Annotated in this window: 23 protein-coding genes; 16 read left to right on the top strand and 7 right to left on the bottom strand. The window is 48.9% G+C overall.

All coding sequences use genetic code 11. The features are described from left to right. The first annotated feature begins 7 nt into the window (after positions 1 to 7). From LLH06_RS18830 to ruvC, 3 genes are all read left to right on the top strand, one after another. The gene (locus LLH06_RS18830; protein ID WP_228170838.1) at positions 8 to 1933 is read left to right on the top strand and encodes a DUF3857 domain-containing protein; all 1926 of its coding nucleotides are present in this window, start codon (positions 8 to 10) and stop codon (positions 1931 to 1933) included. A 247-nt stretch (positions 1934 to 2180) separates the two neighbouring features. Continuing rightward, positions 2181 to 2810: a leucyl/phenylalanyl-tRNA--protein transferase gene (gene aat / locus LLH06_RS18825; protein WP_228170837.1), complete on the top strand. Its 630-nt coding sequence runs from the start codon at positions 2181 to 2183 to the stop codon at positions 2808 to 2810. A gap of 27 nt (positions 2811 to 2837) precedes the next feature. Beyond that, complete coding sequence (gene ruvC / locus LLH06_RS18820) at positions 2838 to 3437, top strand: crossover junction endodeoxyribonuclease RuvC (protein ID WP_394800298.1); 600 nt, start codon at positions 2838 to 2840, stop codon at positions 3435 to 3437. Positions 3438 to 3531: 94 nt separating this feature from the next. Here the strand turns inward: ruvC and LLH06_RS18815 are convergent, their stop codons facing one another. From LLH06_RS18815 to rsmA, 4 genes are all read right to left on the bottom strand, one after another. After that, a complete protein-coding gene (locus LLH06_RS18815; RefSeq protein WP_228170836.1) occupies positions 3532 to 3930 on the bottom strand; it encodes an HIT family protein in 399 nt (132 codons plus the stop codon). Between the two features lie 97 nt (positions 3931 to 4027). After that, complete coding sequence (gene greA, locus LLH06_RS18810; protein ID WP_228170835.1) at positions 4028 to 4501, bottom strand: transcription elongation factor GreA; 474 nt, start codon at positions 4499 to 4501, stop codon at positions 4028 to 4030. A gap of 161 nt (positions 4502 to 4662) precedes the next feature. After that, complete coding sequence (locus LLH06_RS18805; RefSeq protein WP_228170834.1) at positions 4663 to 5598, bottom strand: 2-hydroxyacid dehydrogenase; 936 nt, start codon at positions 5596 to 5598, stop codon at positions 4663 to 4665. Between the two features lies 1 nt (position 5599). Then, positions 5600 to 6379 carry a 16S rRNA (adenine(1518)-N(6)/adenine(1519)-N(6))-dimethyltransferase RsmA gene (gene rsmA / locus LLH06_RS18800; protein ID WP_228170833.1) on the bottom strand — a complete coding sequence of 260 codons (780 nt, stop codon included), beginning with the start codon at positions 6377 to 6379 and terminating at the stop codon, positions 5600 to 5602. Positions 6380 to 6527: 148 nt separating this feature from the next. Between rsmA and pdxA the strand changes: the two genes are divergently transcribed. From pdxA to LLH06_RS18735, 13 genes are all read left to right on the top strand, one after another. Beyond that, complete coding sequence (gene pdxA, locus LLH06_RS18795) at positions 6528 to 7583, top strand: 4-hydroxythreonine-4-phosphate dehydrogenase PdxA (RefSeq protein WP_228170832.1); 1056 nt, start codon at positions 6528 to 6530, stop codon at positions 7581 to 7583. Positions 7584 to 7674: 91 nt separating this feature from the next. After that, a complete protein-coding gene (locus tag LLH06_RS18790) occupies positions 7675 to 8856 on the top strand; it encodes a DUF5009 domain-containing protein (RefSeq protein ID WP_228170831.1) in 1182 nt (393 codons plus the stop codon). A gap of 71 nt (positions 8857 to 8927) precedes the next feature. After that, the gene (locus LLH06_RS18785) at positions 8928 to 9470 is read left to right on the top strand and encodes a YceD family protein (protein ID WP_228170830.1); all 543 of its coding nucleotides are present in this window, start codon (positions 8928 to 8930) and stop codon (positions 9468 to 9470) included. An 18-nt stretch (positions 9471 to 9488) separates the two neighbouring features. Beyond that, the gene (gene rpmF / locus LLH06_RS18780; protein ID WP_228170829.1) at positions 9489 to 9680 is read left to right on the top strand and encodes a 50S ribosomal protein L32; all 192 of its coding nucleotides are present in this window, start codon (positions 9489 to 9491) and stop codon (positions 9678 to 9680) included. A 17-nt stretch (positions 9681 to 9697) separates the two neighbouring features. Further along, positions 9698 to 10636 carry a phosphate acyltransferase PlsX gene (plsX, locus tag LLH06_RS18775; protein WP_228170828.1) on the top strand — a complete coding sequence of 313 codons (939 nt, stop codon included), beginning with the start codon at positions 9698 to 9700 and terminating at the stop codon, positions 10634 to 10636. A 17-nt stretch (positions 10637 to 10653) separates the two neighbouring features. Then, a complete protein-coding gene (locus LLH06_RS18770) occupies positions 10654 to 11643 on the top strand; it encodes a beta-ketoacyl-ACP synthase III (protein ID WP_228170827.1) in 990 nt (329 codons plus the stop codon). A 78-nt stretch (positions 11644 to 11721) separates the two neighbouring features. Next, on the top strand, positions 11722 to 12198 hold the full coding sequence (gene accB / locus LLH06_RS18765) for an acetyl-CoA carboxylase biotin carboxyl carrier protein (RefSeq protein ID WP_228170826.1): 477 nt from the start codon (positions 11722 to 11724) through the stop codon (positions 12196 to 12198). A gap of 88 nt (positions 12199 to 12286) precedes the next feature. Then, a complete protein-coding gene (gene accC / locus LLH06_RS18760; protein WP_228170825.1) occupies positions 12287 to 13627 on the top strand; it encodes an acetyl-CoA carboxylase biotin carboxylase subunit in 1341 nt (446 codons plus the stop codon). A gap of 73 nt (positions 13628 to 13700) precedes the next feature. Beyond that, positions 13701 to 14582: a twin-arginine translocase subunit TatC gene (tatC, locus tag LLH06_RS18755; protein WP_228170824.1), complete on the top strand. Its 882-nt coding sequence runs from the start codon at positions 13701 to 13703 to the stop codon at positions 14580 to 14582. Between the two features lie 28 nt (positions 14583 to 14610). After that, a complete protein-coding gene (gene rpiB / locus LLH06_RS18750; RefSeq protein ID WP_228170823.1) occupies positions 14611 to 15045 on the top strand; it encodes a ribose 5-phosphate isomerase B in 435 nt (144 codons plus the stop codon). Positions 15046 to 15128: 83 nt separating this feature from the next. Beyond that, positions 15129 to 16670 (top strand): M28 family peptidase, encoded by a 1542-nt coding sequence (locus LLH06_RS18745; RefSeq protein ID WP_228170822.1) that lies wholly within the window; start codon positions 15129 to 15131, stop codon positions 16668 to 16670. A gap of 161 nt (positions 16671 to 16831) precedes the next feature. After that, on the top strand, positions 16832 to 18220 hold the full coding sequence (locus tag LLH06_RS18740) for a LutB/LldF family L-lactate oxidation iron-sulfur protein (RefSeq protein ID WP_228170821.1): 1389 nt from the start codon (positions 16832 to 16834) through the stop codon (positions 18218 to 18220). Further along, the gene (locus LLH06_RS18735; protein WP_228170820.1) at positions 18217 to 18792 is read left to right on the top strand and encodes a dihydrofolate reductase family protein; all 576 of its coding nucleotides are present in this window, start codon (positions 18217 to 18219) and stop codon (positions 18790 to 18792) included. The genes LLH06_RS18740 and LLH06_RS18735 overlap by 4 nt, the downstream gene beginning before the upstream one ends. 6 nt (positions 18793 to 18798) lie before the next feature. Here the strand turns inward: LLH06_RS18735 and LLH06_RS18730 are convergent, their stop codons facing one another. Genes LLH06_RS18730 through LLH06_RS18720 form a run of 3 tightly spaced genes read right to left on the bottom strand, consistent with a single transcriptional unit; the run spans position 18799 to position 21792 of the window. Next, the gene (locus tag LLH06_RS18730; RefSeq protein ID WP_228170819.1) at positions 18799 to 19413 is read right to left on the bottom strand and encodes a SprT-like domain-containing protein; all 615 of its coding nucleotides are present in this window, start codon (positions 19411 to 19413) and stop codon (positions 18799 to 18801) included. Positions 19414 to 19450: 37 nt separating this feature from the next. Then, positions 19451 to 21565: a ferrous iron transport protein B gene (gene feoB, locus LLH06_RS18725; protein WP_228170818.1), complete on the bottom strand. Its 2115-nt coding sequence runs from the start codon at positions 21563 to 21565 to the stop codon at positions 19451 to 19453. An 8-nt stretch (positions 21566 to 21573) separates the two neighbouring features. Further along, positions 21574 to 21792 (bottom strand): FeoA family protein, encoded by a 219-nt coding sequence (locus LLH06_RS18720; protein WP_228170817.1) that lies wholly within the window; start codon positions 21790 to 21792, stop codon positions 21574 to 21576. Positions 21793 to 21920: the final 128 nt, after the last annotated feature.

The following is a 21920-nucleotide window of genomic DNA, read 5'->3' as shown; positions in this document are numbered from 1 at the left end:
CCCTATCATGTCTTCAAAACTATTTTTTGCCGCGCTGACCTTGTTATGCGTGAACACGGCCATTGCCCAGGATAAAAATATTCCTAAGGATCTTTACCTCGCATCGGCCATACCCGAACAGCTTAAACAAGATGCTCACCGGGTGGTACGCTATTCACTGGAGGATATGAAAGTATCGGGCCCGGGCCACATCGTGGCTCGTACACATGATATAGTGACCATATTGGACGAAAAGGGAGACGCCTCGGCATCCATGTATCTGCCTTATGATAAAAAGTTCAGCAGCATCAACTCGGCTCAAATGCTGGTGTATGATGCGCAGGGCAAACTCATCAAAAAATATAGCAAGAGCGATATGTATGATCGCTCGGCCGCCGATGGGTTCTCCATGATCACCGATAGCCGTTTTATGGCATTGCGGCACAGTGTGGCCAGCTACCCGATCACCATCGAGAAGATCTATGAGATGTCGATGAATAGCTACATCGATCTTTTTCAGTGGCGCCTGCGTCCGCGCGAGACCTCGGTACAGAACTCCACTTATCGCATATCGGTTGTGCCCGAAGTTAAGTTCAGGTACAAGAACAAGAATACCAACATCGTACCTAATCAGGAAAAACAAGGTCAGTACGATGTTTACACCTGGCAGGTAAAGGACCTGAAAGCCGAGGAACATGAAGACAACGTGCCCGACTGGTCGGTAGAGCCAAGGATCATGTTCGCGGCGGATAAGTTCGAGTACTTTGGCCGGCCGGGCGACATCAGTACCTGGAAAAGTTTTGGCCAGTGGCAGCAAGACCTCAATGCCGACGTTTGCGACCTTTCGGCGCAGCGCGTGGCCGAGATCAGGAAAATGGTAGAGCCTTACAACAACGATAAGGACAAGGCTAAAGCGCTATACACCTATATGCAGCAGAACATGCGTTATGTTAGCGTGCAGTTGGGCATAGGTGGATTAAAGCCATTCCCGGCATCATTTGTTGATAAGAACAAGTATGGTGATTGCAAAGCGTTATCCAATTACATGTACACTTTGCTAAAAGCGGCCGGCATCCGGTCGCACTACGCGGTGATCAATTCCGGTACCAATGATGAGCCAGTGGATGCTGATTTTCCGGCCTCACCCTTTAACCATGTGATCCTTTGCATCCCTTTTAAAAGCGATACCACCTGGCTGGAATGTACCAGCAACACCAGCGCCTTTGGCAAATTGGGCGAATTTACAGAGAACCGTAACGCCCTGATCATTACCGAGGAAGGTGGCAAACTGGTGAATACGCCACGCAGCACCCGTGCCGATAACCAGTTCAATAGCCGTGTTTTGGTCAAACTGACGCCGGAAGGTGGCGCCACGGCCAAAGTGAAGATCCTGAGCACGGGCGGTTACCGCGACCTGTTCGTTGATGAATTGCCCACCATTAGCCAGGACCAGCAAAAGGCCTATCTGATCCGGTCGCTCAACTTTAAACAACCATCCGCGTTCGATATCAAGGAAGCTGCCGATAGTGCGGGTACTAAAGAAGTGAACTTTGATCTGGAGTACGATACCTTTGCCGAGCTGTCTGCCGGTAACAAGAAGTTCTACCGCCCGAGGGTATTTGACCTGTGGCAATTCGCGCCGCCAGTAACAGACAAGCGCCGTGGCGACTTTTACTTTGATCATCCTATGCAAAAGGCCTGTACCACGGTGATCAGTTTACCCGAGGGTTTCGAGGCTGAATCGGTACCTGAAAATGTGAGTCTAAAATTCAGTTACGGCACCTATGATGCCAGCTACAAGTACGATGCCGCCAAAAATGAGCTCACCAGTACGGTAAAGTTCAACCTGGATAAGCACGTGATCCCGGCCGCTAAATACGCCGAAATGCAACAATATATGGACGCCATTACCCGTGCACAGAACAAAAAACTGGTGATCCGGAAAAAGGCATAAGGTTGTTCGAATTGGCCGACCGACCTGCTGTTTCACTACTTCATTTCTGTTTCACAGATGTAACAAAACAGGCTGGCTTTAACCATTCCGACAAGCTTGAATTTCCGGAAATAACAAGAAAAAGCTGTAATTATTAAGAATTTTCAAGCAGTTGATAAGCAGGGCAGCGTTATGCACATAAATGTAACAGATCACGGCCGCATGGTATAAGATCACGTTATATACCGTTCCCTGTTATATTTGCGGCATGATCTTCAGGTTAGACGACCGCCTTTTATTCCCCGACCCGGCCCTTGCCGAGCCTGATGGTCTGCTCGCCGTAGGCGGTGATCTGTCGGTCGAGCGGTTGTTGCTGGCCTACCGTCAGGGCATATTCCCCTGGTATAGTGATGATACCCCGATCCTGTGGTATTCGCCTCATGAGCGGTTCGTGCTGTATCCATCGCAGCTCAAGGTCAGTAAAAGCATGCGGCAGGTGCTGCGTTCGGGTAGGTTCAAGGTCACTGTAGATGAGGCTTTTCCGCAGGTCATTGAGGCGTGCTCGGCTATGCCCCGCGAAGGTCAGGACGGTACCTGGATAACCGATGATATGAAGGAGGCCTACATCGAGCTCAACCGTAATGGCCATGCACATTCCTACGAGGTTTGGCAGGATGATGAGCTGGTTGGCGGCCTGTATGGTGTGGATACCGGCAGGGTGTTCTGCGGCGAGAGCATGTTCAGTAAGGTGAGTAACGCCTCTAAGACCGCGCTCATTCACCTTTGTCTCAACGGTGGTTTTGAGCTCATCGATTGTCAGGTACATACCGAACACCTCGAAAGTATGGGTGCTATCTTCATCAGCCGGGACGAGTATCTGCATATACTACAAGGCTGACCGCCGTTTAAAAGCTATCTTTGCTGTGTGATAGCGCAACCGCAAAAAGAACGCATTATTTTAGGCATCGACCCGGGCACCGCCGTAATGGGATACGGGCTGGTGAAAGAGACAGGCTCCAAAATGGAGTTGATCGCCTTGGGTAGTGTGAAGATACCCGGCACCACCGAGGAGCACATGCTCAAACTGCAACGCATCTTTGAAAAGACGATAGCGCTGATCGATAATTATCACCCCGATGCTTTGGCTATCGAGGCACCTTTTTATGGCAAGAATATCCAGGTGATGCTCAAACTGGGGAGGGCTCAGGGTACGGCCATAGCTGCCGCCTTATCACGCAATATCCCGGTCAACGAGTACTCGCCGCGTAAGATCAAGCAAGCGATCACGGGCAACGGTAATGCCACCAAAGAGCAGGTAGCTGCCATGCTGCAACGTTTGTTAAATTTTAAAGAAACTCCTGAGTTCTTGGATGCTACCGACGGATTGGCCGTGGCCGTTTGTCATAGCTTCCAAAAGATCACCACGGGCAGGGGAAGCAAGATCAGCTATTCTGGCTGGGAGGCTTTTGTGAAGGATAACAGCAAGCGGGTAGCCAACCCCTTACAGATCAAAAAGAAGGAGTGATCCGCTTAAAAAAGAGCCGTCATTTTAAATGATCGAACAGATACCTGATCTGTATGCTTATCATCTAAAATGACGGCTGCTGTAGAAAAAAAAATTATTCTTCTCTTAAGGCCGCTTTGATCTTCTCGGCCGTAGCTTCTAATTCTTCTGGCGTGAAGCTGAGTTTAGGGCGGGCAAAGTTCATGTCGTCCACACGGTTCATGGGTATGAGGTGAATGTGTGCATGAGGTACCTCTAAACCGATCACCGCTACGCCCACCTTTTTACAGGGAATGGCAGCCTTCAACGCAGTGGCCACGATCTTGGCGAACAACTGCAAGCCTGTGTATAACTCATCCTCCAGATCAAATAAGTAATCCACCTCTTTTTTAGGGATCACCAGCACGTGGCCTTCGGCAAGCGGACCGATATCCAAAAATGCTAAAAAGTCAACGCTTTCAGCGACTTTATAGGCAGGAATCTCTCCTGATATGATCTTTGAAAAAACGCTCATGGGTAGTTGTGGTTAGTTAAATAGTTAGAATGGTTAAGTAGTTGATCGGTCGTATGAGAGGTATCAACCACTCACCGATCGACCGCTCACTAATCACTTATCTACTGATCTCCAATATCTCGAATTCCACTTTGCCGGCGGGCACTTGTATCTCGGTGGTATCGCCTACCTTTTTGCCTAACAGGCCTTTGGCTATTGGCGATGCTACGGATATCTTGCCAGCCTTAAGGTCGGCTTCGGTCTCTGATACCAGTTGGTAGCTCATGGTGGCACCGTTCTTTTTATTCTTTATCTTCACGATCGATAAAGCCAGCACCTTTGAGGTATCAAGTTTCGACTCATCCAGTAAACGTGCGTTGGCCAGTGTCTCTTCCAGCTTGGCGATCTTGGTCTCATGCAGGCCTTGAGCTTCCTTGGCGGCATCATATTCCGCGTTCTCCGAAAGATCACCTTTATCACGCGCCTCGGCTATGGCCTTGGCTATATTGGCTCTGCCAGTAGTTTTTAACTGTTGTAATTCTTCTTTTAGTTTTTCCAGACCTTCTTTGGTATAGTAAGCAACATCTGCCATAACACAATATTTTAAATAGATATGTAAACGAAATAGCGACCAAAAAAAACCGCCCTTCCCATTTTGTAGAAAGGACGTACGGCTGCTATAAAAAACAAACAAGACTATGTAGGCTTAACGCCAGCATAGTCTTGTTTGGTATTACAACGAAGATAGGATTTTTAAGTTTGAATATCCAAATTTTTTATTTTGAGTGCCATTATCTCACTGATCTTGCGGTACGAGTCGAAGGTCCAGCCGGCCACGTGCGGGCTCAGTAACACCTTGTCGCTCTGCTTCAATTCATCGAACCAGGGCTGCTCGGCCAGGACCGGGAACTTCTCGGTCTCCAGCACATCGAGGCCTGCCCCCAATATCTTGCCTGCCTTGATGCCGTTGAGTACCGCCTGGGTATTCACCACCTGCCCGCGTGAGGTATTGATCAAAAATATAGGCTTGCGAAAATGGAACAGATACTCGTCATTCACCAGCGCCTTGGTCTCTTTGGTGAGCGGCACATGGAGGCTTAGTACCTCGCTATGTTTAACGATCTCTTCCATACTTACCTCGCGGGCAAAGCCATCGCTGAAGCCTGTCTTGTATTTATCGTAGGCGATCACATCTACCCCAAAGCCTTTTAGCTTGCGGGCAAAGCTTTGGCCCATATGGCCGTATCCCACTATGCCTACGGTACAGCCCTTCAGCTCATAACCCCGGTTGGCTTCGCGGAGCCATTCTCCGTTGCGGATCTGGGCATCGCCACGGTTCAGATTATTCATTAAAGACAATAGCATTCCTACAGCATGCTCGCCTACAGCGTCCATATTGCCTTCAGGTGCATTGACCAATGCAATGCCTTTCTGTTTAGCATACTCTTCATCGATATTATCCATCCCGGCGCCCGCACGTGCAATGAATTTGAGTTGAGTGGCCGCATCTATGAACTCACGCGTTACCTGGAACTTGGAACGGATCACCAACCCTGTATAGTTACCAATAACGGCCAAAGCCTCATCGGGTTTGATGGTCGGTCTGTAGTCGCAGGTGTAGCCCAGGGTCTGAGTGTGTTCAATAAATATAGGGTGGAGGTCGTCCACGATAAGCAGGTCTTTATTCATATTAGCGGTTGGCGCTTATTTGATTGGTCAGGGCTACAAAGTCTGCCACGGTGAGGCGCTCGGCACGCAGGTCCAACGCAGGTTCATTGGCCATGGCCTCTTTGTTGATCAGGCTCGATAAGGCATTACGCAAGGTCTTGCGGCGCTGGTTAAAGCCCGCTTTCACCACCTGCCAAAATAGTTTCTCGTCGCAATCGAGTTCCTTGGTGTCGTTGCGAGTGAGGCGGATCACGGCCGATAACACCTTAGGCGGCGGATTGAACACCCCAGCCTTCACCGTGAACAAGTACTCGACCTTATAATAAGCCTGTAAAAAAACGCTGAGGATGCCATATTCCTTACTGCCAGCCTTTGCGTTGCAGCGCTCGGCTACTTCTTTTTGAAACATGCCTACCACCTCGGGCACCTGCTGGCGGTTGTCAAGCACCTTGAACAGTATCTGTGAGGATATATTGTAAGGGAAGTTACCGATGATGGCAAACGGTCCATCAAATATAGCGCTCAGGTCGACCTCCAGAAAATCGGCATTGATCAGGCGCTGACGCAGTTGCGGATACTTCTTTTGCAGGAAAAGGTATGATTCGGTGTCGATATCGAGCAGGTGTGTATCGTATTCGGTGCGTTGCAGCAGGATGTCGGACAGGATACCCATACCCGGGCCTACCTCCAATACTTGTGTGTAACTACCTTCAGGCCGGAGGGCATCAACGATCTTGGTGGCGATGTTTTTATCGGTCAAAAAATGCTGCCCTAAGTGTTTCTTTGCACGAACTAACGACATTATATATGCTCAAATTTTTACAAATTACGTGATATTTGTAACGTAAAGGCGAAACTTGTTGCCGAAATTACATTAATTTGCAAAGATGCGGCGTTTTAGCCGCACGGCTAACTGGCCGGTCAACAGCTGGTCAGCGAAATTTAGAATCATGAGCGAAAAGTTAAAGATAGGTATCAGCATAGGTGATGTTAACGGCATTGGGTTAGAGGTGATCATCAAAACATTGGCTGATAGCCGCATATTCGATCACTGTATCCCCATCGTTTACGGACACACCAAGGTGGCTTCGTTCCACCGCCGTACGGTGCAGGTGCATGATCTTAATTTTAACGTGATCGAAAGCGCTGCACAGGCTCATCATAAAAAAGCCAACCTGATCAACTGCTGGGAAGATGAAGTGAAGATCGAGTTAGGTCAGGTGACCGAGGCCGGCGGCAAATACGCATTACTATCACTGCAAAAGGCCACTGATGATCTTCTGGCCGGCAACATTGATGCGCTGGTGACCGCTCCCATCAATAAAGACAACATACAGAACGAAGAGTTCAAGTTCCCAGGGCACACCGAATACCTGCAAGAGCGTGACAACGCTGCCGAGGTGCTCATGTTCCTGGTAAGCGATACGCTGCGCGTAGGCGTGGTGACCGGCCATATACCGGTGAACCAGATCGCGCAAAGCATCACTACTGAAAAGATCCTGGGTAAATTAAAGCTCATGAACAAGAGCCTGAAACAGGACTTTTGGATACGTAAACCCAAGATCGCGGTGCTGGGCCTAAACCCGCATGCGGGTGATAATGGACTGATCGGTAACGAAGAAAAGGACGTGATCATACCGGCCATTGAAGAGGCGAGAGCCAACGGCATATTGGCTTTTGGTCCGTACCCGGCCGATGGATTTTTTGCCAACGGCAGCTACATGAAATTTGATGCTGTGCTGGCCATGTACCATGATCAGGGGCTTATTCCGTTCAAACAGATATCGTTCGAATCGGGCGTTAATTATACGGCAGGGCTGAGTTTTGTGCGTACCTCGCCCGATCATGGTACCGCCTATGACATTGCCGGTAAGAACCAGGCATCAGAGGTTTCGTTCAGAGAAGCCTTGTTCGAGGCTATTCATATCGTGAAGCGCCGCCGCGAAACGGCCGTGCTGAATGAGAACCCGTTGGCCTTTAGCAAACACAGCCGCGACCGCGATTGATACCATACTGTTACAAACTGTTGGCAATGTTTCCTTGTTAAGAGCGTTACCCAATTAGTGATAGTTCTAAGATCAGCACTTTTACTCGATAATGGATAACTTATATACCCGGGTACGGTCTATCGACGCGTTCCGCGCGGTAACTATGTTCCTCATGATCTTTGTGAATGATCTGGAAGGGATGCCCAATGTTCCAAAATGGCTCATGCATGCCGGCGACGATGTTGACGGCCTTGGCCTGGCCGACGTGATTTTCCCAGCCTTTCTTTTCATTGTAGGTCTGTCGATCCCTTTTGCTTTCCAAAATAGGGTGAACAGCGGCGGTAAGGTGCCATGGCGCATCATTACCCGGTCGCTGGCACTGATCCTGATCGGTTTCTTCCATGCCAATATGGAAACTTATGATGAGGTTTATACTTTGTTGCCCAAGCCCGTTTGGCAAAGCCTGCTAACCATCAGTTTCTTTTTGTTATTTCTTGATTACAGGCATGTCACTATGCTCAAACGGTATGCCCTGCAGGGGCTTGGCGTTGTGCTGCTGGTGGGCATGTCGGTCATGTACCGCAGTAATGACCCGGCCCATGCTACCTGGCTGCACTTTAGCTGGTGGGGCATATTGGGGCTCATCGGTTGGTCGTACATGTTCTGTGCACTCATCTACTACTTTTCAAAAGGCGTACTGTGGATACAAGCCGCCGCCTGGATATTTTTCCTGCTCATCAATCTTGATTTTCATTTTGGCTGGCTTACCTTCATCATGAAGTACAACAGCCACATTTGGCTGGCCGGAAATGGCGCCATGCAGGCGTTCACCATGGCAGGTATCGTTACTTCGGCCATGTATATGCGGCTCATGAAAAGTGGCGAGCTTAAGCTGCTGTGGCCGGGTATCATTTTACTGGCTATCATACTGGGCAACATGGGCTTCATTGTACGCTACGTAAGTGGCGGTATATCTAAAGCTCATGACACGCCATCTTGGGTGTTCATTTGTACGGCCATTAGCTTAGTGGTATATATGTTCTTCCTGTACGTTGTGGACATCAAGCAAAAATATCACTGGTTCAACGCGATCAGGCCGGCGGGTACCAATACCTTTACCTGCTACATCATTCCCTTTATATTTTACCCCATGTATGAGATGGCCGATGCAGGATATCCGGCCGTGTTGAGCGAGGGGATGGGAGGGTTGATCAAATGCCTGGTGTTCTCGTTGGCCATGATCTGGCTGGCTGGACTTTTAGAGAAGGTGAACATCAGGCTGAAGATATAGTGGCTCGATGATGGATAAGGCGACATCCAATTTGAAAAAACGTTTTCCTATTCCATTTAATTTATCTACATTTGCGGGCTAATTATCGCTCATTGAGGTCATTAAGAACATATTCGATACCTTTTACCGGACTTAAGCTGGGTAAGCACGAGTTCGACTATGTGATAGATGCGGATTTCTTTAAGGAATTCGAATATTCGCTGGTCAAGAATGGCAAGTTAGAGGTGCGTGTGGAACTGGATAAACAGGAGACCATGATCATCTTGAACTTCCACATCAAAGGTGCCGTGGAGTTAACCTGTGATCGTTGTTTGTCGGAGTATCAACAGCCGGTAGATGCGAAGGAACAGCAGGTATACAAGTTCGCTGAGGAGGATATTGACGAGGATGATGAGATAATTACCCTGCACAAGAACGATACTGAGATCGATGTTGCGGGTTTGATATATGAATACATTAATGTGGCGGTACCATTTATTGCGGTTTGCAGTAATGAAGGTAACGGCCGCGATTGTGATAAAGATATGCTTGATCGTTTGAATGAACTATCAGGCGGTGATGAGAATGAAAAGAGTGGCGACCCACGCTGGGATGCCCTCAAAAAGTTAAAATGATATAATATTTAAGAAGTTATGCCAAATCCAAAACGTAAGTTCTCCAAATCGAGAACTGCAAAACGCAGAACGCACTATAAAGCTGAAGCTCCTTCATTAACTACCTGTGCTACCACTGGCGCTGTACACTTACCGCACCGTGCTTACACTGTTGATGGTAACCTTTACTACAACGGTAAATTACTGATCGAAAAAGCTGCCACAGCCTAAGCCCGCATTTTCTGCAAATGAAGATCGGCTTAGATATTATGGGCGGTGACTATGCTCCTAAAGCGGCTGTTTTAGGAGCTGTTGAAGCTTATAAAGCCTTGCCGGCCGGCAGTAAGCTGGTACTGGTAGGCGACAAAGATGCAGCCTTGAGCATACTTGCCGAGGCAGGCCATGACCCCGATGTATTCGAGTACGTGCATACGACCGAAGTGATCGGCATGGGCGAGCATCCAACTAAGGCCATTTCGCAAAAGCCGGGTTCCAGCATAGCGCTGGGCTTTAAGTTATTAAAGGAGGGAGAGATCCAGGCCTTTTCATCGGCAGGTAATACCGGCGCTATGCTGGTAGGAGCCATGTTCAGTGTCAAGACCATTCCTGGCGTGATCCGTCCGGCTATGACCACCATTGTACCCAAACTGTCAGGCGGTTTGGGTATTTTATTGGATGTAGGTGCCAATGCCGATTGTAAACCCGATGTGCTTTTGCAGTTCGGGGTACTGGGCAGCCTGCTGGGTCAGCATGTTTATAACCTTACCGATCCAAAGGTGGGGCTCATAAACATTGGCGAAGAGGAAGAAAAAGGCAACATGCTGTGCCAGGCTACTTACCCACTGATGAAAGGTACTAACCAGTTCAATTTTGTGGGCAATGTTGAAGGTCGGGACCTGTTCGGTGACGCTGCTGACATTTATGTTTGCGATGGCTTTACCGGCAACGTGATCATCAAACTGGCTGAATCATATTATGTGATCGCCCGCAAAAAAAGATTGAACGACGAGTTCTTTGATCGCTTCAATTACGAGCAATATGGTGGCAGCCCTATATTAGGTGTTAACGCACCGGTAGTGGTTGGTCACGGTATCTCGACCCCTGAGGCTATTAAGAACATGGTATTGTTATCGACCAATATGGCCGAGAGCGGGCTTGTTGAAAAGATCAAACAAGCTTTTGTTTAAACTATTATCATTTTTAAATGCATAAGATACAGGCTGCGATCACTGCCGTAAATGGCTATGCACCCGAATATGTGCTCACCAACCACGAACTTGAGGAACTGGTTGATACCAATGACGAGTGGATCACCACACGTACCGGTATAAAAGAGCGCCGCATTTTAAAAGGCGAAGGTAAGGCCACCTCAGATATGGCCGTACCGGCTGTTGAGGGCCTGCTCAAAAAGCGCGGTATCAGCGCCGAAGAGATAGACCTGATCATTTTTTGTACCACCACCCCTGATATGCCATTCCCGGCAACGGCCAACATTTTGGCCGATAAGATAGGCGCCAAAAATGCCTGGGGTTATGATCTGCAAGCGGCATGCTCGGGCTTCGTGTTCGGGTTAGCCACCGGCGCATCATTCATCGAAAGTGGTAAGCATCAAAAAGTATTGGTAGTAGGTGGCGATAAAATGTCATCTATCATTGATTATACCGACCGTGCCACCTGCATCATTTTTGGTGACGGCTGCGGTTGCGCCTTGCTTGAACCGAATACCGAAGGCTACGGCATCGTTGATTCGGTACTGAAAAGCGATGGCTCAGGCCGTGAGTTCCTTAACATGAAAGGTGGCGGCTCGCTCATACCGGCCTCGCACGAAAGTATCGACCGCCGCGACCACTTTGCCTACCAGGAAGGTAAGACCGTGTTCAAATTCGCGGTGACCAACATGGCTGAGGTAGCTGCCGAGATCATGCAACGCAACGAACTTCAGGCCGATGATATCGCCTGGCTGGTACCTCACCAGGCTAACAAGCGCATCATTGATGCTACTGCCAACCGCATGGGCATCAGCGATGAAAAGGTAGTAGTGAACATTGAGCGCTACGGCAACACCACCAACGGTACCATACCACTTTGCCTGTGGGAGTGGGAAAGCAAATTCAAAAAAGGAGATAACATCGTACTGGCCGCTTTTGGCGGAGGCTTTACATGGGGCTCTATGTATTTGAAATGGGCTTACTAAATTTGGAAAGATTATTATTTAATTTGTTATAACTTAGGTTTTTATTTATCCAAATATAAAACCAATTGTACCTACGATATGGATATTAAACAAATACAGGATCTAATACGCTTTGTGTCTAAATCTGGAGTGAATGAGGTCTCTATCGAGCAGAACGAATTCAAGATCACTATAAAGACCAACCAGGCACCGACCATAGTTAACGCAACTGTACCAACAGGCTTGACAGTGGCTACCGCTGCTGCTCCTGCACCGGTTACTACCGTGCATACCCCGGCTCCGGCCGAAGCGCCTGCCGCTGCTGATGTGTCAAAATATGTGACCATCAAATCGCCAATGATCGGTACCTTCTACCGTTCATCAACACCTGAAAAACCATCATTCGTGAACGTGGGCGACGAGATCAAAGCCGGTAGCGTGCTTTGCATCATCGAAGCCATGAAACTGTTCAATGAGATCGAATCAGAGGTTTCAGGCCGTATCGTTAAAGTACTGGTCGATAACGCCTCTCCGGTTGAGTACGATCAGCCTTTGTTTTTAGTTGAACCTATGTAAATATGTAAATGTGCGAATGTGCAGATGTGCGAATGATCTTTTTCATCTACACATCTGCACATCTGCATATCAGCACATCTAAAAAGACATGTTTAAAAAGATCTTGATCGCTAATCGCGGCGAAATAGCCTTGCGCATTATCCGTACTTGTAAGGAGATGGGCATCAAAACGGTAGCAGTATACTCTACCGCCGACCGCGATAGCTTACACGTTCGCTTTGCTGATGAGGCCGTATGTATCGGTCCGCCAGCAAGCCGCGACTCCTATTTGAATATCCCCAACATCATATCTGCTGCTGAACTGACCAACGCTGATGCTATACATCCGGGTTACGGCTTTTTGTCAGAGAACGCTAAATTCTCGGCCATTTGCGCTGAGTACGGTATCAAATTCATTGGTGCCACTGCTGATCAGATCAATGATATGGGCGACAAGGCCGCTGCCAAAGCGACCATGAAAAAAGCCGGCGTTCCTACCATCCCTGGGTCTGAAGGCTTACTGCACGATGTTAAAGAAGGTATACAGATTGCTGCTAAGATCGGTTACCCGATCATATTGAAAGCTACTGCCGGTGGTGGTGGCCGCGGTATGCGTATCGTTTGGAACGACATGGAATTTGAACCCGCCTGGGATTCGGCTCGTGCTGAGGCCGGCGCTGCGTTCGGTAACGATGGTATCTACCTCGAAAAATATGTTGAGGATCCACGACACATCGAGATACAGGTAGTGGGCGATCAGTATGGCAAAGTTTGCCACCTGAGCGAGCGCGATTGCTCTATTCAACGCCGTCACCAGAAACTGGTGGAAGAATCACCTTCACCGTTCATGACCGAAAAGCTTCGTAAAAAAATGGGTGAAGCGGCCATTAAAGGTGCTAAAGCTGTTAAATACGAAGGTGCCGGTACTATCGAGTTCCTGGTAGACAAGCATCACAACTTCTACTTCATGGAAATGAACACCCGTATACAGGTGGAGCATCCCGTGACCGAAGAGGTGATCAACGTGGATCTGATCAAAGAACAGATCAAAGTTGCTGCCGGTACACCGATATCAGGCAAGAACTACGAGCCTACCATGCACGCCATCGAGTGTCGTATAAACGCCGAGGACCCTTTCAATAACTTCCGTCCGTCGCCGGGTAAGATCACTAACTTCCACTCACCGGGTGGCCATGGTGTACGTGTAGATACGCACGTGTACAGTGGTTATGTGATCCCACCTAACTATGACTCGATGATCGCTAAGCTGATCTGCGTGGCTCAAACTCGCGAGGAGGCCTTGAATACCATGTCGCGCGCGTTAAGCGAATTCGTGATCGAGGGTATCAAGACCACTATACCATTCCACTTGCAGTTGATGCAAGATCCTAATTTCAGAGCAGGTAATTTTACCACCAAATTCATGGAAAGCTTTGAGATAGCCGAATAATTATTTCATGAAATAAAATTCAACATTGATACCATTCGTATGTAATACAGAATGGTATTTTTGTTTGCAACATATGAGTAACGATCAGGACAATAAAATTGTAAAAGCTATAAAGGATAAGGCCAAAGACCTCGAAGTAGAAATGTCGTTCTTTGACCACATAGAGGTACTCAGGTGGCATTTGATCCGGTCGTGTATAGCCATCCTGGCGTTCACTGTATTGGCTTTCGTTTATTATGATTTTGTGTTCGACAAGATCATTATGGGCCCTAAACGTCCTGACTTTTGGACCTACCGTATGCTTTGCAAGCTGGGCGATTATTTAGGCCGCCCTGGCTTTTGTATAGATAAGATACCCGGCGAGATCATCAATACCGAGATGGCCGGCCAGTTCACGCTCGAGCTGAACTCTGCGCTGATCATTGGCGTCACTTTGGGCTTTCCATATCTGCTTTGGGAATTATGGCGCTTCATAAAGCCTGCCCTGCATGAGAATGAGCGCAAGGCAGCTTCAGGTTTTGTACTGTATGCCTCATTGCTGTTCATTACCGGTATCCTGTTCGGCTATTATGTGGTAGCGCCCGAGTCGATCAGCTTTTTGGCCAACCTGAGCGTGAGTGACCAGATCAAGAATACCTTCACGGTCGATTCGTATCTATCATCAGTAGCTACGCTTACGTTGGCTACAGGGGTAGTGTTCCAATTGCCCATGATCGTATACATCCTATCTACCATCGGCTTGTTAACACCCAAGTTCATGCGCTCGGGCCGCCGGTATGCCATTGTGGGTATCCTGGTCATTGCAGCGGTGATCACACCAACGCCCGATATGCTGACCATGAGCATCGTTAGTGTCCCACTTTTCATTTTATACGAAGTGGGTATCGTGGTAGCAGGCCGTGTAGAAAAGAAGAAGCTGAAAAAGCACAACGCATTAATGAAACAACAAGGCTAAGAGGAGCATCCGCTTGGCTACTATCAATATGAATAAAGAACTTAAAATAGCGCTTGGCGCCGATCATGCGGGGTTTAACTACAAACAGGCTCTTTTGGAGTGGTTGCCCAACGCAACGGTAAAGGATTTTGGCACTTACTCACCAGAGTCTACCGATTACCCTGATTTTGCACACCCGGTAGCATCAGCTGTAGAGAGTGGCGAATTTGACCTGGGTATACTGATCTGCGGTAGCGCCAACGGCGTGGCCATCACCGCCAATAAGCACCAGGGTATCCGTGCGGCTATATGCTGGCAGCCTGAGCTGGCGTCATTGGCGCGCAAGCATAATAACGCGAACATTGTTTGCATACCCGAACGCTTCATCTCGTTAGATGATGCCAAAAAGATCGTGGAGACTTTCATGACCACCGAGTTCGAAGGTGGCCGTCATGCTACACGCGTGGGTAAGATATCTTGCTAAGTGCCTGACAAGGTCACACATTTGTTGCCGTCCGTTAAGTGAGCATTGATTAATTTGCTTGCTGCTATTTACACTAAACTAATATGAAGAGAACGTTTTTGTGCGGTACCGCTTTGGTGGCCGCATTTGGGGCTTTTGCTCAAAAGAACCCAACTGCCATTAAATATGCGCAGGTGATCACCGTAGAGGATGCCAAAAAGCAGCTGACCATAGTTGCAGCCGACGACATGGAAGGCCGCGAGACCGGTAAACCAGGCGCTGACAAGGCCGCCAACTACTTGGCCGGCGAATACAAAAAATTAGGACTTTTACCCGCCAACAATGGCTCATACTTTTTAGATGTGCCGTTAACCAATACCATTTTTACCTTTAAAGGGCTTACGGTGAATGGTGCTACCCTTACTTATGGTAAGGATTACAGTTCATTAGGCGGGTCAGGTACCGCAGCGTTGAAAACTAATGAAGTGGTGTTCGTAGGTTATGGTAGCGAGGCTGAGATTGCTAACGTTGACGTGGCTGGCAAGATCGTGATGATCATTGGCGAGCCTAAACCGGGTACTCCTGCACCAGCTCCGGGCACGAGAGTAGGCTTCGGCGCTTCGCCGACTTTACGTGCTAAAAATCCGGCACTGATCCTAATGGTGGCCAACGTGCGTCCGGGTATGGGAGGCAAGGTAAGCGAGCGTATGACCCTCAAGCAAGCTAACCCACGCCAGGTAATGAACCGCGCCCTCACCCTCACCATCAATACTGCTACTGCAGATCAGGTACTGAAAGCATCGGGAAAAACTTATACTGATCTGAAAGCTGCAGCTGCGCAAGGCACAGCTACGCAAACGGTGAAGGCCGATATAGCAGCTGACTACGAGACCGTGGCTAAAGATGCCAAAGCGGTAGATATCGTGGCCATGATACCAGGTTCGGATGCCAAATTGAAGAATGAAGTGTTGGTGTTCTCGGCACATTATGACCACATTGGTATGATGCCCGAAGGTACCCCAGGCGACCGTATCAACAACGGCGCTGACGATGACGGCTCAGGTACCGTAGGAATATTAGAGATCGCCCGCGCGTTCATGAAAGCCAAAAAAGACGGTAAAGGCCCGCGTCGTACCATCCTTTTCCTAGGTAACGTTGGTGAAGAGAAAGGCCTATTGGGCTCAGAATGGTATTCTGAGCACCCGGTGTTCCCGATGGCCAATACCGTTGCCGACCTGAACATCGATATGATCGGTCGTCGTGACCCTGCGCACAAAGATTCGCCAGACTACTGCTACCTGATCGGTTCTGATAAGTTGAGCACCACATTGCATAGGATCAGCGAGAGTGCCAATAACACTTATACCAAGTTAGCGATCGACTACAAATACAATGATCCTAACGATCCTGAGCGTATCTATTACCGCTCAGATCACTACAACTTTGCTAAGCATGATGTGCCTATCGTGTTCTACTTTGATGGTGTGCATGAGGATTATCACCGTGTGAGCGATGAGGTAGATAAGATCGATTTCCCGTTGATGGTAAAACGTGCTCAATTGGTATTCTATACCGGTTGGGAACTGGCTAACCGTAACGAGCGCCCCGTGGTGGACGTGAAGAACGACATGCCGGCCACACGATAATTATCACTGACAGATGATCATATAAAAGCACCGTTGAGGGAAACTTCAACGGTGCTTTTTCGTTAGTGATGAACCACATGAGTTGTTCCACGCTACTTCCGCCATTCCGTTGTGCCGGTCAATGTTATGAACCCATAGGAAAATATATTACTTTCGCATACATGGGAAATACGGCCGAGAAATTTTTGACCGATGCAGAGGAGAAGGTGTTCGATCGTGATCATCGCCGCATCATCAATTTCAATATGGGGCGCTACCATACGTCGGTCGCACGTGGTACCGCACGTTTAGTGAACCTGGCCACAGCCCGTAACAAGGCACATACCATTAAGTGGCGCACCATTGAGAACCTTGATAAGTACTTGCCCGAATTTGAGGCTAATTTTCAGCGCAGAGGTGGCAAGGTGATCTGGGCCAATGATGTGGAAGAAGCCCAGCAAGAGATCCTGCAGATCCTGGAAACGGCAGGGGCCAAACGTGTGGTCAAATCCAAGACCATGGCCACCGAGGAGATACACCTTAACGAGTTCCTGGAGCAAAATAATATTGAATCGTTAGAGACCGACCTGGGCGAGTACATCGTACAGTTGTTGGGCCAAAAGCCTTACCATATCGTTACCCCGGCCATGCACCTCTCTAAAGAGGATATAGCCAAACTGTTCAACGAAAAGTTCGGTACCCCAATAGATGCCACTCCCGAACAACTGACCTTGAAAGCGCGGGAACTCCTGCGTGATAAATATCTGCAAGCCGATGTAGGCATCACTGGTGCTAATTTCCTCATTGCCGACACGGGCAGCATCGCTTTGAGCGAAAATGAAGGTAACACCCGCTTGAGTACCACATTCCCTAAGATACACATCGCGGTGGTGGGCATTGAGAAAATGATACCAAGCATAGCCGACCTTGACCTGTTCTGGCCGTTACTGTCCACCCATGGAACAGGGCAGAACCTGACGGTATACAATTCTATCCTCACCGGTCCGCGACAACCCGGCGAGACCGATGGACCGGAGGAGATGTATGTGATACTGCTTGACAATGGCCGTACCGACCTGCTGGCCCAAAAAGATCAGCGACAGGGTCTGTATTGCATTCGCTGTGGTGCTTGCCTGAACGCCTGCCCGATCTATCAGAACGTGGGCGGCTATACGTACAACACTACTTACAGCGGCCCTATTGGTTCGGTGATCACCCCGCACATGAAGGGAATGGAAGAGTTCAAGCACTTGAGCTATGCATCCAGTTTATGCGGGCGCTGCACCGAGGTTTGTCCGGTAAAGATCGATATACATAAGATGTTGCTGCTGAACCGCCGTGATGCTGTGAAAGAGAACATCGTGACCAAACCCGAGAAATGGGGTTGGCAGATCTGGAAAAAAGCTATGGAAAGCCGCAAGCTCACCGACTTTTTTGGCGGTAAGATCAAGAACCTGGCACTACGCACCCTGTTTAAAAATGCATGGGGCAAATACCGCGAGATGCCAAATGTGGCCGAACGCTCCTTTGCGCAGCGCTGGGCTGACGAACAAAAAGCTAAAGACCAATGAGAAAAGTAATACTGAATGTGGCCGTATCGCTGGATGGCTTTATCGAGGGCCCTAACGGCGAATACGACTGGTGCTTTACCGATCAGGACTACGGCATGACCGAGCTTTTCGGCCACGTGGATACGATGTTCATTGGCCGCAAAAGTTGGGAACTGATCGCCGGTCATGAAGCAGAATACTTCCCGGCCATTCAAAAGATATACCTTTTTTCTGATACTGTGGGATCCGTAGATAGCCCGGCTATAGAGGTCGTTCGCTCGGCCGAGTTCGATACTAAGGTGAAGCAGATATTGGAAGAAGAAGGTCAGGACATCTGGTTGTTCGGAGGTTCGGGCCTCACCACGACCTTTGTGAACAAAGGCTTGGTCTCTAACTTGACCCTTTCTGTACATCCGTTGATACTGGGCGGCGGTAAGCCGTTATTCAACGATATCAAAGACAAAGTGGAACTCCTGCTTACCGAAACACAAAGCTACGAAACCGGCTTAGTGCAATTAAAATATGCCCTGAAACCTCAATTCGACGAAAGTAAACTGGATGTGTTATTCACGGCTTCAGGGTTGGATATATAAGCGTCGTCAAGCTACTTCCACCAATTCCACCTCGGCTACGGGGCTGAACAGGTAGATGCGTTTGGTGGCCACCTCGATGCAGCGGAAGCGTTTGCGCAGTTGCTCTTCTTTACGGAACACCCTTCCATCTTTGATCTTAAATACAGCCTTTAATGGTATTTTCTCTACTGTGGTGGCTGATGCGTTGTTCGGGTCGTACTTGCGCAGGGTACGGTACAAATTGAGGTCAGAACAACTGGAGGCACCCGGGTTGTTGAGGTAGCTATTTATCGCGAAGGTCACATCGGCCGGAAAGACCTGTTTCTCAAAGAAAGGCTGCATCATGCGCTTGAAATTTGCCTTCCATTCGGCGCCGTGAGGTTTGATCAGGTGCTTATGTTGGTTCCAAGTGTGCAGGTGAGCGAACTCGTGCACAGTGGTCACCAGGAAGGCGTATGGATTCAGGTTGTGATTCACTGAAATACGATGCCCTTTGCCACCGAAGGGCGGGCGATAATCGCCGAACTTGCTGTTACGGCTTCGCGATATTTTGAACTCACATTGAAAATGATCGATCCACTTACCGATCAGCGGTGCAGCGCCCTGAGGCAGGTAACGCTCCAGTACCTTTACTTTATCCACATCTTACTCCTACTCAAATATAAGTAAAAGCCGATCGCTATTTCAACAACTGATAGGTGAGAAAACTGATGCCGTAAGCCAGCACCGTCATGTACAGGAACTGTACGGCGGGCCAGCGCCAGTCTTTGGTCTCGCGGTATACTACGGCCACGGTGCTGGCGCACTGCATGGCAAAGGCATAGAACATCATGAGCGAGAAGGAGGAAGCAAGCGTGAAGGTCAACTGACCGGTCTCGGCGTTGCGGGCGTTGGCCAGTTTGGCTTTAACCGGCTGTATCTCTTCCGTATCACCATCCACACTATAAATAGTGGCCATGGTGCCTACAAACACTTCGCGTGCGGCAAAGGAGGTGATGATCGCAATGCCGATCTTCCAATCGTAACCCAGTGGCTTGATCACCGGCTCAATGAAATGGCCGAGGTAGCCAGCATATGAGCTTTCCAGTTTTTCAGAGGCCTTGGCGTGTTCTATCTCGCTGGGCTTCATGGTCTGTCCGTATTTGGACTCGCTGTACTTCTTTTCTATTTGCGCAAAGTTGTCGCCCGGGCCGTAAGAGGCCAGCACCCATAAAATGATAGACACGGCGATGATCACCTTACCCGCCTCGATCACAAAGGTCTTCGAGCGATCGTACATGGTAAGGGCCACATTGCTCCAGCGGGGCATACGGTAAACGGGCAGTTCCATAATGAAGTAGCCACGCTCGCGCGCCTTTAAAATGTGCTTCATTACCCAGGCCACCACAATGGCCGACACCATACTGAGCACATACATGAAAGTTAGCGCCAGACCCGGCAGGTTAAAGATCCACCAAACATTGCGGTTGGGCACCACCAGGGCGATCAGCAGCGTGTACACCGGCAAACGTGCCGAGCAGCTGATCAGTGGAGTGACCATAATGGTGATCATACGGTCCTTCCAGTTCTCGATGGTGCGGGTACTCATGATCGAGGGTACGGCGCAGGCAAAACCACCGATAAGCGGCACTACCGATTTACCGTTCAACCCAACCTTACGCATGATCTTATCCATCATGAACGTAACGCGGGCCATGTAGCCGGTATCTTCTAAAATAGCGATGAATGCGAACAGGATGGCGATCTGTGGGATAAATACTAATACGCCACTCAATCCGGCAATAACGCCGTCGGCCAGCAGGTCGGTCAATGGTCCGGGAGGTAAAAGGTCATGCACGCCGCCCTGCATCCAAACAAAAAGTTTCTCGATCAGGTCCATCGGGTAGCTCGACCAGGCAAATATGGCCTGGAACATGAACAACAAGATACTGAAAAAGATCAGGAAGCCGAAAACGCGGTGCGTCAGTATACGGTCTATACGGTTGCTGGCGGTCTCCTCCTCGGCGCTTTCTGCCTTTTTAACGGTATCGTACAGTAGGTCGTTAATGTAGTTGTAGCGGGCAATGGTCTCGCTGGCCTGGGCCTTTTGCGAGTGGAAGCCGTGTATCTTCTCCAGTTCCTCTATGCGATCGCTTTGAGCTGGGGTTAGGTAGCTCAAGGTCTCGTGCTGATGTGCAAGTTGGAGGGCAAAGTACGGGTTATCGATAGCCAGCTCCTCGCTAATGGCGTCCACCAGTTCGGGGGCTATGGACCTTGTATCAACACTATCTTGTTGCAGGGCAAACTTGTTGGCATTGACGATACTTTGTTTAAGCTTATCGATACCCTCGTTGCGGCGGGCCGATATCGGGACGATCATCACCCCTAACTTCTTAGACAGTGCATCGATATCGATGGTGATGCCGTCCTTTTTGGCCAGGTCCATCATGTTAAGTGCAATGATGACCGGGATCTTCAGGTCGGCTACCTGGGTATATAGTAAAAGATTACGTTTAAGATTGGAAGCGTCGAGAATGACCACTATCAGGTCGGGACGCTGATCGTTCACTTGATCGGCCAGTACCGAAAATACGATGGCTTCATCACGGCTTTTAGGATAAAGGCTGTAAGTGCCTGGAAGGTCGATGATCTCGGCGCGTCGGCCGTCGGGCAAGCTGCAATGACCTGTCTTACGGTCTACCGTTACGCCCGGAAAGTTACCTATCTTTTGGTTGAGTCCGGTAAGAACGTTGAAAAGGGTCGATTTCCCGGTGTTAGGGTTCCCTACAAGTGCAACTTTGATCTCGTCCTTCAATTTGGGAATTACTGTAAAATAATGGTCGATGCTTCTTGTTTACGCAAGCTCAGCATATATCCCGACACATTTACAGCAATAGGATCGCCCAGCGGAGCGATGCGTTCAAGCTTGATCTCTTCGCCTGGCAGGCAGCCCATTTCCATGAGTTTCAACGACATTTCCAGATCGGTGAACTCTTTGATGACCCCTTTTTTACCTACTTCAAGTTGCGAAAGCTTCTTCATAAATCGAAACAAACATACCGCTTATTTAAAACAAATCCAAATAACAATAGATTTCTGAAAAATAAGGCGGTTCGCCTCATCCACGATGTTTTAAAGCATTTCAGGGTCATCTTCAAAACCCTGCCAAA

Origin of the sequence: Mucilaginibacter daejeonensis, assembly GCF_020783335.1 — a bacterium.
Lineage (GTDB): Bacteria > Bacteroidota > Bacteroidia > Sphingobacteriales > Sphingobacteriaceae > Mucilaginibacter > Mucilaginibacter daejeonensis.
This window is presented reverse-complemented; position numbering and strand designations above follow the sequence as displayed.